Source organism: Pseudomonas alcaligenes, from assembly GCF_014490745.1.
GTDB lineage: Bacteria > Pseudomonadota > Gammaproteobacteria > Pseudomonadales > Pseudomonadaceae > Aquipseudomonas > Aquipseudomonas alcaligenes_C.
Genome location: NZ_LZEU01000001.1, coordinates 844,627 through 857,615 on the forward strand (window position 1 = coordinate 844,627; position 12,989 = coordinate 857,615).

General features: G+C 67.8%; 11 protein-coding genes. 1 reads left to right on the forward strand and 10 read right to left on the reverse strand.

Features of this window, described 5'->3' with window-relative positions:
- Nucleotides 1–7 precede the first annotated feature (7 nt).
- From A9179_RS03795 to A9179_RS03805, 3 genes are all read right to left on the reverse strand, one after another.
- Nucleotides 8–1,711 carry a phosphoethanolamine transferase gene (locus A9179_RS03795; RefSeq protein ID WP_316851813.1) on the reverse strand — a complete coding sequence of 568 codons (1,704 nt, stop codon included), beginning with the start codon at nucleotides 1,709–1,711 and terminating at the stop codon, nucleotides 8–10.
- 143 nt (nucleotides 1,712–1,854) lie between these two features.
- Nucleotides 1,855–2,976, reverse strand: coding sequence for a DmpA family aminopeptidase (locus tag A9179_RS03800; protein ID WP_187804529.1), 1,122 nt, complete (start codon nucleotides 2,974–2,976; stop codon nucleotides 1,855–1,857).
- Between the two features lie 25 nt (nucleotides 2,977–3,001).
- A complete protein-coding gene (locus A9179_RS03805; protein ID WP_187804530.1) occupies nucleotides 3,002–4,105 on the reverse strand; it encodes a polyamine ABC transporter substrate-binding protein in 1,104 nt (367 codons plus the stop codon).
- 111 nt (nucleotides 4,106–4,216) lie between these two features.
- Here A9179_RS03805 and A9179_RS03810 point away from each other — a divergent pair, with 111 nt between their 5' ends.
- Nucleotides 4,217–4,990: a helix-turn-helix transcriptional regulator gene (locus tag A9179_RS03810; protein ID WP_187804531.1), complete on the forward strand. Its 774-nt coding sequence runs from the start codon at nucleotides 4,217–4,219 to the stop codon at nucleotides 4,988–4,990.
- A gap of 18 nt (nucleotides 4,991–5,008) precedes the next feature.
- Here the strand turns inward: A9179_RS03810 and dmpG are convergent, their stop codons facing one another.
- The 7 genes from dmpG to A9179_RS03845 all read right to left on the reverse strand — a co-directional run bounded on the left by dmpG (nucleotide 5,009) and on the right by A9179_RS03845 (nucleotide 12,975).
- Entirely contained in the window at nucleotides 5,009–6,046 is a 1,038-nt protein-coding gene (dmpG, locus tag A9179_RS03815; RefSeq protein ID WP_187804532.1) for a 4-hydroxy-2-oxovalerate aldolase, read from the reverse strand.
- An 11-nt stretch (nucleotides 6,047–6,057) separates the two neighbouring features.
- The gene (locus tag A9179_RS03820) at nucleotides 6,058–6,990 is read right to left on the reverse strand and encodes an acetaldehyde dehydrogenase (acetylating) (RefSeq protein WP_187804533.1); all 933 of its coding nucleotides are present in this window, start codon (nucleotides 6,988–6,990) and stop codon (nucleotides 6,058–6,060) included.
- Nucleotides 6,991–7,011: 21 nt separating this feature from the next.
- A complete protein-coding gene (locus A9179_RS03825) occupies nucleotides 7,012–7,803 on the reverse strand; it encodes a 2-keto-4-pentenoate hydratase (protein ID WP_187804534.1) in 792 nt (263 codons plus the stop codon).
- Nucleotides 7,800–9,545 carry a bifunctional 3-(3-hydroxy-phenyl)propionate/3-hydroxycinnamic acid hydroxylase MhpA gene (gene mhpA / locus A9179_RS03830; protein WP_187804535.1) on the reverse strand — a complete coding sequence of 582 codons (1,746 nt, stop codon included), beginning with the start codon at nucleotides 9,543–9,545 and terminating at the stop codon, nucleotides 7,800–7,802. Before mhpA ends, A9179_RS03825 begins: the two co-directional genes overlap by 4 nt.
- A gap of 8 nt (nucleotides 9,546–9,553) precedes the next feature.
- A complete protein-coding gene (locus A9179_RS03835; RefSeq protein ID WP_223123168.1) occupies nucleotides 9,554–10,537 on the reverse strand; it encodes a VOC family protein in 984 nt (327 codons plus the stop codon).
- Between the two features lie 15 nt (nucleotides 10,538–10,552).
- A complete protein-coding gene (locus A9179_RS03840) occupies nucleotides 10,553–11,422 on the reverse strand; it encodes an alpha/beta fold hydrolase (RefSeq protein WP_187804536.1) in 870 nt (289 codons plus the stop codon).
- A gap of 185 nt (nucleotides 11,423–11,607) precedes the next feature.
- Nucleotides 11,608–12,975 (reverse strand): DUF1329 domain-containing protein, encoded by a 1,368-nt coding sequence (locus A9179_RS03845; protein WP_187804537.1) that lies wholly within the window; start codon nucleotides 12,973–12,975, stop codon nucleotides 11,608–11,610.
- Nucleotides 12,976–12,989: the final 14 nt, after the last annotated feature.

A 12,989-nucleotide genomic window follows, 5' to 3' on the forward strand; every position in this document is an offset into this window, starting at 1 on the left:
CCGCGCATCAGTCGGCGGCCTGATTGGAGGGGTGCGGCAGCTGGGCGATATTGGCACCGCTGCAGCTGCGGAACAGATCCAGCTGCTCCTGGTACACCGCCGTCTGCACGCCCATCAGGCCGAGAATCGAGTGGAACAGGTTGTCCTGCGACACGGCATCGCCGGCCTGCTGGCGCATGCACTGGGCGCTGATCCCGGTGCTGTGCTGCAGGCCCGGCGACAGCCACAGCAGCATGGGGATATGGGTCTGTTCGCTGGGCGCCATGGCATAGGGCACGCCGTGCAGGAACATGCCGCTCTCGCCCAGCGACTCGCCATGGTCGGACAGGTACAGCATGGCCGTGTTCAGGTGCGCGGAGTTGCGCTTGAGCAGGTCGATGGCGCTGGCCAGCACATGGTCGGTATACAGCAGGCTGTTGTCGTAGGCATTGACGATAGTGTCACGCGCGCAGCGGTCGAGCTCGGTTTCCCGGCAGACCGGGGTGAACTGCTCGAAGCTGGCCGGGTAGCGCTTGTAGTAGGCCGGGCCGTGGCTGCCCTTCATGTGCAGGACGATCACCGTGTCGTGGTCGATGCCGTCGAGGTAGGCCTGCAGGTTGTGCAGCAGCACCTCGTCGTGGCACTCGCCATCGCCGCACAGCGCCGGTACGTCGAGGTGCGAGACATCCTCGTAGGGCACCCGCGTGCAGGTGCCCTTGCAGCCGGAGTTGTTGTCGCGCCAGAGCACGCCGACGCCGGCGCGCTGCAGGACGTCGAGCAGGCCTTCGCGGCTTTCCGCCATCGAGTCCTTGTAATGGTCGCGGCCGACATCCTGGAACATGCAGGGCACCGACACGGCGGTGGCGGTGCCGCAGGAGCTGGCGCTGGCGAAGTTGATCACCTGGCGGGCGGCCAGTTCGGGGTTGGTAGTGCGCTCATAGCCGTTGAGCGAGAAGTTGGCGGCGCGGGCGGTTTCGCCGACCACCAGCAGGGTCACTCGCGGCTTGCCGCCCAGGCTGACGGGGGCCAGGCGGTGGGCATCGGCGCCGACCACTTCCAGCTTGTGCGGTACCGCCAGCTCGCGCTTGAGGTAGCCGTGCACGGCACCCACCACGTTCGAGGGCACCAGCAGCAGGCGCACTTCGCGGTGGTTGCGCAGCAGCGAGGCATAGGGCTGGTACAGGCTCATGACCAGGCCGAACAGGCACAGCAGCAGCACGCCCATGCTGCCCAGCTTGCCCAGGGTCTCGCGCTTCCAGCCGCGCTGCAGCAGGCGTACCCGGCTGAGCAGCAGTACCGGCAGCACGCCGAAGGCCAGCATCCACACCAGCAGCGAACCGTTGAACAGCTCCAGCGCTTCGGCGCTGTCGGTCTGCACCACGTTGGTCAGCATGCCGTAGTCGATGACGATGCCGTAGCTGTGCATGAAATAGCCGGCGGCGGCCGAGACCAGTACCAGCAGCGCCAGTACGGGTTTGGTCAGACGCCCCCAGGCCAGCAGGCTGAGCAGCAGGTACAGCCAGATCCACACGAACAGCGGCAGGCTGATAAGGAACAGCGGGCTGGCATGCTCCCAGCCGCCGACGCCGTCCCACACGGCCCGCCAGAACGGCAGGTTCATGCTGAGCATCAGCCACAGGGCGACCAGCATGGTCAGCACGCTGCGACTGAGGTGGATATGCAGGCCGGCAAGACGCTGGCGCAGTGTGGGTTGGGGTTGTAGTTCGGCCACCGGGACACCTGAGGAAGCGGATCAAGAATGGCGGCGAATCTAAGGGTGGCGATGTAAATGGCCTGTCGGGTGGATGTGAAGATTTCGTTGGGGCGCATGGTTGCCGGCGGCGCGCAGAGGCGTCGCCGGGTGTGGCGGCGCGCTCAGCGCGCGCCTGGCCAGCCGGCCTGCTGCAGGGCGGCGAGCAGGGCGGCGCCGCTCAGGCCGGGTACCTGGTGGCCGTTGCCGCTGGTATCCGGCGCAGCCAGCAGGGCGTTGACTATCGCTTCCTCCACCGCCTCGGTGGCGGCCAGGAACAGCTCGCTGATGTGGTCGTTGTTGACCATGCGCAGGCCGTCGCAGGTGGGCGCACCCTTGCGCTCGTAGGCGGCTGCCGGCAGCTGCTGGTTGCCGGTGGCGAAGGCGATGAACAGGTCGCCACTGTGATCCTCGTTGCCGCCGCCGGTACGGGCGATGCCCAGGCTGGCGCGCTGCGCCAGGCGCGTGCACTGGTGCGGCAGCAGCGGTGCATCGGTGGCCAGGCAGACCACGATCGAGCCCATGCCCGGGTGCGGCAGGGCGGCGCGCTGGAAGGGCGAGTCGGCCTTGTCCAGGTAGCGTCCCACCGGGTAGCCGTCGACCCGCAGCTCGCGGCGCACGCCATGGTTGGCCTGGACGATGGCGCCCACCGTCCAGCCGCCCTGCTCGGCGTTGAGGCGGCGCGAGGCGCTGCCGATGCCGCCCTTGTACTCGTGGCAGATCATGCCGCTACCGCCGCCGACGGCACCTTCGCGCACCGCGCCGCCACGGGCATCGGCCAGCGCCGCGGCGACCTGGGCCGGGCCGACGTGGTGGCCGTTGATGTCGTTGAGCAGGCCGTCGAAGGTCTCCAGCACCACCGGCATGCTCCAGTACAGGCGCTCGTCCGGATGGCGCTGGCGTTCCAGGGCGATCAGCGCATCGCGCACCACGCCGACGCTGTGGGTGTTGGTGAAGGCCACCGGGCTGGTCAGCAGGCCGGCCTCGCGGATCCACTCCAGGCCGCTGGCGTCGCCGTTGCCGTTGAGCACGTGGACGCCGGCGAAGCAGGGCTGCTGGTTGGTCGAGCCGGGGCGCGGCTCGATCAGGGTGACGCCGGTGTGGATATCGCGGCCGCTACTGCTGCGGCCGCGCACCTCGGCATGGCCGACGCGCACGCCGGGCACGTCGGTGATGGCATTGAACGGGCCGGGTTGCAGCTGGCCGATATGGATGCCCAGGTCGCGGGCGCGGGGAGTGGCAGACATGTTTGCAGTTCCGTTGGACAAGGGCTTATTCACCGTTCTTCACCGTGCTCCAGACCCGCGTGCGGATGCGCTCGGTCTTCTTCGGCAGGGGTTGCAGGGTAAACAGCGTGGCCAGGGCTGCGGCCGGCGGGTAGACGGCCGGGTTGGCCTGGGTGGCGGCGCCGACCAGGGGCGTAGCGCTGAGGTTGCCGTTGGGGTAGTTGAGGTACTCGGTGATCGGCGCGATGGCTTGCGGCCGCATCAGGTAGTCGATGAAGGCCAGGCCCTGCTGCGGGTTCGGCGCCTGCTTGAGCAGTACCAGGGTGTCGAACCAGACCGGCGCGCCTTCCTTGGGCAGGCTGTAGGCGATCTTCACGCCATTGCCGGCCTGCTCGGCGTTGCCCTTGGCTTCGAGCACCGCGCCGGACCAGCCGACGGTGACGCAGATGTCGCCGTTGGCCAGGTCGCTGATGAACTTGGAGGAGTTGAAGTAGCGGATGTGCGGACGCAGCTTGAGCAGCAACGCTTCGGCCTGCTTGTAGTCGTCCGGGTTGGTGCTGTTGGGCGGCAGGCCGAGGTAGTGCAGCACCACCGGCAGCATCTCGGAGGGCGAGTCGAGCATGGCCACGCCGCACTGTTCCAGCTTGGCCAGGTTGTCTTCCTTGAACAGCAGATCCCAGGAGTCCACCGGCGCGTTGTCGCCGAGGGCGGCGCGCACCTTGTCGATGTTATAGCCGATGCCGTTGGTGCCCCACAGGTAGGGCACCGCATAGCGATTGCCGGGATCGTTGCCGGCCAGTTTGGCCAGCAGGGCCGGATCCATGTGCTTGAGGTTGCTCAGCTTGCTGGCGTCCAGCGGTTCGAGCACGCCGGCGCTGATCAGGGTGGGCAGGCTGTAGTTGCTGGCCACCACCACGTCGTAGCCGCTGCCGCCGGTGAGCAGTTTGCCCTCCAGCACCTCGGCGCTGTCGAAGGTGTCGTACACCGGCTGGATGCCGGTGTCGCGCTGGAAGTCCTTGAGCGTGGTCGGGCCGATGTAGTCGTACCAGTTGTACACGTGCACGCTGGGCGCGGCGGCCGTGGCCAGCGCGGCGCAGGTGCTGAGGCCGGCGCCGAGGGCGAGATTGAGATAAGCGCGGTGACGTCGCATGATGCGGCTCTCCTGGCCTGAGACAGGCCCCTGGTGATGAATGCGTCCCAGGCTAGTGGCGTGCGCGACAGGCGCCCATTCCCATCAAGGGTTACGCGAAAGGGGTAGTCGGTGGAAGCCTTGCTCGAAGAACTGCCGGTGCATCAGGGCCTGGCGCGGTTGTTCGCCAACCTCGGCACGGATGCTTTCTGGCGCGTACTGGTCGACCAGCTGCGCCTGCTGGTGCCGCTGGACAACGCCCTGGTGGCGCTGATGCGAGCGGGGCGGGCGCCGCAGTTGCTGGCCGACTTCGATTTCCGGCGTGGCGACGGCGAGCCGGAAGGGCTGGTCGACTACTGCGGCGGCATGTACCAGCTCGACCCCTTCTACCAGGCGGTCTGCGCCGGCCTCGACGACGGCCTGCACAGCCTGGCCAGCCTGGCGCCGGATCAGTTCCAGCAGAGCGAGTACTACCTGAGCTACTTCAGCGCGGTGGTGGGCTGCGACGAGCTGCAGTTCATCTGCCGCCAGGACGGCGCCGTGCTCGGCCTGTCTCTGGGCTGCGCGCGGCCGTTCAGCGCGGCCGAGCAGGGGCGCCTGCTGTGCGTGCGCGACTGGGTGCTGGCGGCCATCCGCCGCCACCTGCAGCTGCTGCCGGTGGCCGGGGCGCCAGTCGCGGCACCGGCCGACGACCTTGCGCAGCGCCTGGCGCACTTCGATGCGCGGCTGTCCGAGCGCGAGGTGGAAACCGCCCGGCTGATCCTCCAGGGCTTCTCCAGCAAGGCCATCGCCCAGCGCCTGGGCATCTCGCCGGAGACGGTCAAGGTGCACCGGCGCAACCTCTACCACAAGCTCGGCGTCGGCGGTCACGCCGAGCTGTTCGCCCTGCTGCTGCAGCCGCGCTAGCCGCGGCCTCGCCCGGTCTCAGCTGGGCAGCGCCTGGCGTTGCTGCAGCAGATCGAGGGCGACGTCGACGATCATGTCTTCCTGGCCGCCGACCATGCGCCGCTTGCCCAGCTCGACCAGGATGTCGAGGGTCTTCAGGCCGTACTTGGCGGCCGCCACCTCGGCATGCCGCAGGAAGCTCGAATAGACCCCGGCGTAACCCAGGCCGAGGGTTTCCCGATCCACCCGCACCGGGCGATCCTGCAGCGGACGGACGATGTCGTCGGCGGCATCCATCAGGGTGTAGAGGTCGGTGCCATGGTTCCAGCCCAGGCGCTCGGCGGCGGCGATGAACACTTCCAGCGGCGCATTGCCCGCGCCGGCGCCCATGCCGGCCAGGCTGGCGTCGATACGCTCGCAACCTTCCTCCACCGCGGCGATGGAGTTGGCCACGCCCAGCGACAGGTTGTGGTGGGCGTGCATGCCCAGCTGGGTCTCGGGCTTGAGCACGGCGCGGAAGGCGCGCATGCGCTCGCGCACGTCCTGCATGCTCATGGCGCCGCCGGAGTCGGCCATGTAGATGCAGGTGGCGCCGTAGCTTTCCATCAGCTTGCCCTGGGCCGCCAGCTGCTCGGGCGGAATCATGTGGCTCATCATCAGGAAGCCGACCGTATCCATGCCCAGGTGGCGGGCGTACTCGATGTGCTGCTTCGCCACATCCGCCTCGGTGCAGTGGGTGGCCACCCGCACGATGCGGGCGCCGGCGGCATAGGCGTTCTTCAGGTCATGCACGCTGCCGATGCCGGGCAGCAGCAGGGTGGCGATCTGCGCGTGGCTGAGCTCGCCGGCCACCGCCTCGATGTATTCCAGGTCGCTGTGGCGGCCGAAGCCGTAGTTGAAGCTGGAACCCTGCAGACCGTCGCCGTGGGCCACTTCGATGGAGTCGACGCGGGCCTTGTCGAGGGCGCGGGCAATGGCGCGCACGTCCTCCAGGCGGTACTGGTGGCGGATGGCGTGGCTGCCGTCGCGCAGGGTCACGTCGGAGATATACAGCTTGTTGTGCGGAGCGAATGTCATGGTCTTTCTCCTCAACCCTGGAGCATCGACTGGGCCATGCGCTCGGCGGTGGCCAGCGCGGCGGAGGTCATGATGTCGAGGTTGCCGGCGTAGCTCGGCAGGTAGTGGGCGGCGCCTTCGACTTCGAGGAACACCGAGGTCTTCAGGCCGCTGAAGCGACCGTGGCCGGGGATGTTGAGGTCATGCACCTCGTCGAACTGCACCTGCTGCTTGAGCCGGTAGCCGGGCACGTAGGCCTGCACGGCGGCGGCCATCTCCTCGATGCTGGCGGCGACGGCCGCCTGGTCGGCGGCCTCGCTGAGCACGAACACGGTGTCGCGCATCATCAGCGGCGGCTCGGCCGGGTTCATGATGATGATCGCCTTGCCCTTGGCCGCCCCGCCGATCACCTCGATGGCCTTGCTGGTGGTCTCGGTGAACTCGTCGATATTGGCGCGGGTGCCGGGGCCGGCGGACTTGCTGGCGATGGAAGCGATGATCTCGGCGTAGTGGACTTTCGCCACCCGCGACACTGCCGCCACCATCGGGATGGTGGCCTGGCCGCCACAGGTGACCATGTTGACGTTGAGCTGGTCGAGGTTGTGCTCCAGGTTGACCACCGGCACGCAATAGGGACCTATCGCGGCCGGGGTCAGGTCGATCAGGCGAAGAGCGGGCTTGTGGCCCCGCAGGAATGCGTCGTTCTTCACGTGAGCGCCGGCGCTGGTGGCATCGAAGACGAAGTCGATCTCGCTAAAGACCGGCAGGCGGGTCAGGCCCTCGACGCCTTCATGGGTAGTGGCCACGCCCAGTCGTGCGGCGCGGGCCAGACCATCGGACGCCGGGTCGATACCGACCATGGCGCCCATCTCCAGGTACTGCGCATTGCGCAGCACCTTGATCATCAGGTCGGTGCCGATATTGCCGGAACCGACGATGGCGACTTTCAGTTTCTTGGTGCTCATGCAGATTCTCCAGGTCGCTGCTCAATAGAAGCGGCAGCCGACTTCGCCCAGGCGGGTCAGGCGCAGGTGCAGGTGGTCTCCGGCGACAACCGGAGTCATGGGGCCGAGGGCGCCGGACAGCAGCACGTCGCCGGCCTGCAGCGGGCGGCCGAATTCGGCCATGGTGCGGGCCAGCCACAGGCAGGCATCCAGCGGGTTGCCCAGGCAGGCGGCGCCGACGCCGATGGCGGCCTGGGCGCGGTTCTTCTCCAGCAGCATGCCTTCCAGGCGCAGATCCAGCGCGGCCAGCCGGGTCGGCTGCTTGCCCAGCACATAGAGGGCCGAGGAGGCGTTGTCGGCCACCGTGTCGGCCAGGGTGATCTTCCAGTCGGCGATGGCCGAGTCGACGATCTCGATGGCCGGCAGCAGGTACTCCACCGCGCTGATCAGCTCGGCCAGGGTGGTATCGACATTGGGCAGGTCGCGGCCGAGGACGAAGGCGATCTCGCCCTCGGCCTTGGGCTGGATCAGCCGGCTGCAGTCGATGGCGCCACCGTCGGCGACTTCCATGTCGGCGAACAGCATGCCGAAGTCCGGCTGGTCGACGCCCAGCTGCTGCTGCACGGCCAGCGAGGTCAGGCCGATCTTGCGCCCGACCAGGCGCCGGCCCTGGGCCAGGGCGCGCTGGGTATTGAGCTCCTGCACCGCATAGGCGCCGGACAGCGTGTCGATGCCGAAGCTGGCGGATATCTGCGCACAGGGCGTGCGCTCCTGGCGCGCCTGGGCCAGCGCGGCGGCGGCCTGTTCCAGTTTTCTCAGGGCGTCGTGGCTCATGCGCTTTTCCTCAGGCGGGTGAAGTCGAGCTGGCCGCTGACCAAGCCTGGCTGCCAGCCCAGCTGCTGTTTCAGCTCGGCCAGCGCGGCGTTGAGCTGGTCGGCGGCGACCAGGGCGAAGACGAACTTGTCCGGGCGCACGATGGCGACCAGATCCTGGCCGTGGCCGCCGCGCTTGAACCAGCGCACCAGCTCTTCGTCTGGTTCCTCCACCTCGACCAGATTGGCCGGGGTGTGACGTTGCACGTGCATGCCCTGCGGGCGACCACCGAAGTGGTAGAGGGTGACGAAGCGGCTATCCAGGCTGGCGAGGAGCTGCTTCGATTCGGCGGACAGGGCGGCCTGCGGATCGTGTTCCAGGCCGATCAGGGCGAAGCCTTCACCCAGCACCTCGTCGAGCAACACGCGCTTGCCCTTGAAGGTGCGCACCTGTGGCTGCGGCAGCAGGGTGCCCTCGACGCCGCGGCGACCATTCCTGGGCAGGCCCAGGTAGCTGCCGGCCCTGTAGGTCGGGGTGGGCTTGAAGCCGCCCTCGCGTAGCCACTTGCCGAGCACCGGGGTGACGTTCAGCGTCCGCACGATGAAGTTGCGCAGCGCGGCGGCCAGCGGGTTGGCCATGGAGACGAAGTCTTTCATCTGCACCGAGATGTCGATCATCGCCTTGGCGTGGTGGTAGCGCTCGCTGCCGTAGGTGTCGAGCAGCTGCTCGGCGGCCTTGCCGCGCAGCACCGCTTCCAGCTTCCAGGCCAGGTTGTAGGCGTCGCGTACACCGGAGCTCATGCCCTGGCCCATGAACTGCGGGGTCATGTGCGCGGCATCGCCGGCCAGCAGCACGCGGCCCTTGCGCCATTCGCGGGCGACCAGGGCGTTGAAGGTGTAGACCAGCTTGCGCTTGACCTCGAACTTGTCCGGGTCGACGTAGCGGCTGATCAGGCTGCGCACGGTGGCCGGGTCTTCCATGTACTCCTTGGTCTGCCCGGGCATCAGCATGAACTCGAAGCGGTGGAAACGCCCCGGCTGCGGGCAGCTGACCACCGGGCAGGCCGGGTCGCAGACGAAGTTGAAGTAGGGGATGTGGCGCAGGGCGTCTTCGCCCTCCTTCATCTCCAGGTCGACCACCAGCCAGGGTTCGGGGAAGTTCTTGCCGTCCATGCCGATGCCCAGCTTCTCGCGCACCGTGCTGCGGCCGCCGTCGGCGCCGACCAGGTAGCGGGCTTTGAGCGTGACCGGCGCCGGATCGACAGCGAGGTCGACGCGGCTGCCGTCGCCATCACCGAAGCGGCAGTTCTGCGTGGCCTGGTGGGTGATGGTGACCAGCCCGCCGTCCTGGGAAAAATCCACCAGCTCGCGGCCGCGCAGTACGCGCACCGCCGGGTAGCGGGCCAGCAGGTCGCTGAGCTTGGTCTCCAGCCAGGGCTGGTAAAGGAAGTTGATCACCGGCCAGCCGAAGCTGCGCTTGAGCTGCCAGTAGCGGCCGATCACCCGGCCATCGGGGAAAGTCCACTGCGCGGGGGTGTCGATCTGCATATCGGCGGCCAGCTCGGGGGCGACGCCGGCGGCCTGCATCACGCGCATGCATTCGTCGTCGGTGTAGACCGCGCGGGCGTTGCCGTAGAACACCGGCTCGCGCTCCAGCACCAGCACCGAGAGGCCGCGCTTGCCGAGCAGGTGGGCGAGGGTGGCACCGGTCGGGCCGAGGCCGGCGATGACGACGTCGACGATTTCGGGATTTTGGCTATTCATGGTGACTCCTAGAGCGGCGAGTACTCGGCGGCGCGCAGCGAGCGCAGGCCCTGGCCGAGGTTGCCCAGATTGGTTTTCAGCTTGTGCCAGGCACTGCGCTTCGGCGGCTTGTGGCCCCACAGGCTGATGCCCTGGTAGGTGGTGGTCTGCCAGCTGGCTTCGTCGACTTCCAGGGCATTCCAGCCCAGCTCGATCTCGAAGCCGGAGGGGCTGAGCACGTAGAACGACTGCTCGCGGTCGTTGGGGTGCTCGCCGATCTCGTGGGCCATCTCGAAGCCCAGCTGGCGGCAGCGCAGGAAGGCATCGGTCAGCTCGCTCACCGAGGTGGTCAGCAGGTTCATGTGCTGCACCTGGGTGCGGATCGGGTCGATGGGCATGCCGCGCACCTGGGCGATGGCGATCGAGTGGTGGCGCGGATTGACCCGGAAGAACTCGATATCGAGGGTCACCCCGCCGAGCTGCTCGACTATGGTGTCGCTCTGCCGGGCATCGAAGATCTCCTCCCAGAAGCGGCGCATGTCCTGGCCGCGGCGGCTGGTGATGGCCAGATGGCCCATGCCGGCCGCACCGGTGATGAAGCCTTGGCTGAGCATGTCCAGCGGCTCGCTGGTGGTTACGGCATCGACGAACAGCTCGATGGCCAGGCGCTTGGGCCCCTGCACCCGCCAGAAGCGCTGCACACCACGCTCGGCGGCTTCTACGGCGCTGCTGACCTGGACGGCGATGCCGCGGGCCTGCAGGCGCAGCAGGACGATGTCCAGGGTGGCCTGGTCGCGCAGTTGCCAGCCGATGGCGGCGAAGTCTTCCGCCGGGCCGCGCTGAATTATCAGGCGGCGCTGATGGTGATCCATGCGGAAGGCCAGGGTGCTGCTATCCGCGTGCTGCAGGTGCAGGCCGATGCCGTCCTGCAGCAGCGCCTGCCAGCGCTCCAGGCGGTTCGATTCGATGACCGCGTAGCCCATGCTGCTGGCGCCGAAGATGTCCTGATTCATAGGGGCTCCGCGCGCTCAGGCCGGGGTGCGGCAGGCGAGAAAGCCGGCCGTGACGGCGTTGAATTCGGCGGCGCGTTCCCACTGCACCCAGTGCCCGGTCTTGCTGAACAGGTACAGGTCGCAGTCGGGCATGCGCTGGCGCAGGGCCTCGCCGCCGCTGGGGCGGTTGACCTTGTCGGCGGCGCCCCACAGCACCAGGGTCGGCACGCGGCACTGGGCCAGGCGCGCGTCGCGGGTGAAGTCCATGCGCAGGGCGGCTTTCAGGCTGGGCGGGCGGCGCAGCGGCGGGGCGGCGACCACCTGCGGGTCGATGCTCGACTGGTAGCGCTCGGCGATCATCGCGTCGGTCACCAGGCTGCCGTCGTAGACCAGGTACTCGCGGATGAAGCGGGTGATCTTCTCCAGCGAGGGGCCAGTGCCGTTGTAGTAGTCGAGCAACTGGTTGAGGCCCTTGGTGGGCAGGCCGCGGGTGGTACCGACACCGCCCGGGCCCATCAGCACCAGGGCCGAGACGCGGCTCGGTGCTTCCAGCGCCATGCGCAGGGCACAGGCGCCGCCGAGGGAGTTGCCGACCACATGGGCGGCCTTGATCTGCAGGGCGTCGAACAGGCCGAGCATGCTGCTGGCCAGGTCGCCGAAGGGGTCGTTGCGCTCCACGCCCTTGGTCGACTGGCCGTAGCCGGGCATGTCCACCACCAGCACGCGGAACTGTTTGGCCAGCGCCTCGATATTGCGCGAGTAGTTGGACAGGCCGGAGGCGCCGGCGCCGCCGCCGTGCAGCATCAGCACGGGGTAGCCGCTGCCGAGCTCGCTGACAAAGATCTGCCGCCGGCCAACGCTGACCATGCGGGAGGTGAGGCCTGGAATTGCTGCGTTGTTGTTCATGTGCGCTCCAGAAGAACCTGCTCTGATGAAAATAAGACTATCAGTGCTCATATATGAACACAAGTGTTCAAATGATGGGTGTTGTGATCTGCACAAAGGCCTGCGCGCAGCTCACGGGCGTTAAAAAAACCGCCCCGCAGGGCGGCAAAGGTCGTGGGCGGGGCGCCCTCGACGGAGTAGCAGGGTCAGCGGATGCCGGCGTTGCGCAGGGCCGCCGGGGTGTACTCGGAGGACAGCGAGGAGAAGCCGAACTCGATTGGATCCTTCTCCTGGTTGCGCATGCCGGAGACGATGTAGCGGCCGTTGATCAGGTCGTACAGCGCCTCTACGCCCAGCCAGGGCACCTGCACGTCGTAGCGCGGGGTCAGGTGGCCTTCGGCGGTGCGCCACAGGGTGCCGCGCGAGTCGTAGTGGTCGGCCAGGGCGATCTGCCAGCTGTCCTCGTCGATGAAGAACACCCGCTTGGCGTAGATGTGCCGTTCGCCCTGCTTCAGGGTGCCCTCGACCTGCCATACGCGGTGCAGCTCGTAACGGGTATACGCGGGGTTGAGGTGGCCGGGCTGGACGATGTCGGCGTACTTCAGGCTGGGCGCGTCGAGCCGGTAGCTGTTGTAGGGGATGTACAGCTCGCGCTTGCCGATCAGCTTCCAGTCGTAGCGGTCGGGGGCGCCGTTGTACATGTCCAGGTTGTCGGCCACGCGCTGACCTTCGGAGGCCGGGTAGGGGCCGTCGTAGGATATCTGCGGGGCACGCCGTACGCGGCGCTGGCCGGCGTTGTAGATCCAGGCCATGCGTGGCTCGCGCACCTGGTTGAGAGTCTCGTGCACCAGCACCACGTCGCCGGCCTGGCGCGCCGGCGCGGTGACCAGCTGCTTGTAGTAGAACAGCACGTTGCCGGGCTTGGCCGGGTTGAAGTCCTTGATGCGGTCGCGGAAGGTGAACTGCTGCTTGAAGTACACCGGCACGAACTTGCCGTCGGCCAGTGGCGTGGCCTGCACGTGGGTGCGCTTGGCGCTGCCACCGCGGTAGCGGGTGATGTGGTTCCACACCACTTCCAGGCCGTTCTGCGGGATCGGGAAGGGAATCGCGGTGCTGAAGTCGGCCAGGCCGTTGCCGCCCTCGACCAGCTTGGTGTTGATCGCGTTGTCCCGCGCGGCCTGGTACACGGCGTCCGGCAGGCTGGCGCTGCGGTGGCTCGGATAGACCGGAATCTGGTAGCTACCGGCATAGCGCTTGAGCATCGCCAGCTGGCCGGGCGTCAGCTTGTCCTGGTACTGGGCGGCGTTCTGCGCGGTGATGGTGAACAGCGGCTGCTCGCTGGCGTACGGGTCACTGAGGAAGCCTTGGGCGCTGAGGGTGCCGGCGTCTTTGCCCAGGCCGCCGTTCCAGGCCGGGATGCTGCCGTCGGCATTGCCGGCCATTTCCGCGCCCAGCGGGGTCAGGCTGGTGCCGAGCTGTTTGGCCTGTTCGGCGCTGACGGCGGCCCAGGTAGCGTGGCTGGAGAGGGTGCAGGCAAAGGCGAGTGCGTACGCCGGGATGATCTTGTTATGCATGGTCGATAACTCCA

Bases quoted from the DNA above. Each gene is read 5' to 3' on its own strand.
- A9179_RS03835 (WP_223123168.1), bottom strand. From the start codon at position 10,537: ATGAATCAGGACATCTTCGGCGCCAGCAGCATGGGCTACGCGGTCATC.
- A9179_RS03805 (WP_187804530.1), bottom strand. From the start codon at position 4,105: ATGCGACGTCACCGCGCTTATCTCAATCTCGCCCTCGGCGCCGGCCTC.
- A9179_RS03825 (WP_187804534.1), bottom strand. From the start codon at position 7,803: ATGAGCCACGACGCCCTGAGAAAACTGGAACAGGCCGCCGCCGCGCTG.
- A9179_RS03800 (WP_187804529.1), bottom strand. From the start codon at position 2,976: ATGTCTGCCACTCCCCGCGCCCGCGACCTGGGCATCCATATCGGCCAG.
- A9179_RS03845 (WP_187804537.1), bottom strand. From the start codon at position 12,975: ATGCATAACAAGATCATCCCGGCGTACGCACTCGCCTTTGCCTGCACC.
- A9179_RS03840 (WP_187804536.1), bottom strand. From the start codon at position 11,422: ATGAACAACAACGCAGCAATTCCAGGCCTCACCTCCCGCATGGTCAGC.
- dmpG (WP_187804532.1), bottom strand. From the start codon at position 6,046: ATGACATTCGCTCCGCACAACAAGCTGTATATCTCCGACGTGACCCTG.
- mhpA (WP_187804535.1), bottom strand. From the start codon at position 9,545: ATGAATAGCCAAAATCCCGAAATCGTCGACGTCGTCATCGCCGGCCTC.
- A9179_RS03820 (WP_187804533.1), bottom strand. From the start codon at position 6,990: ATGAGCACCAAGAAACTGAAAGTCGCCATCGTCGGTTCCGGCAATATC.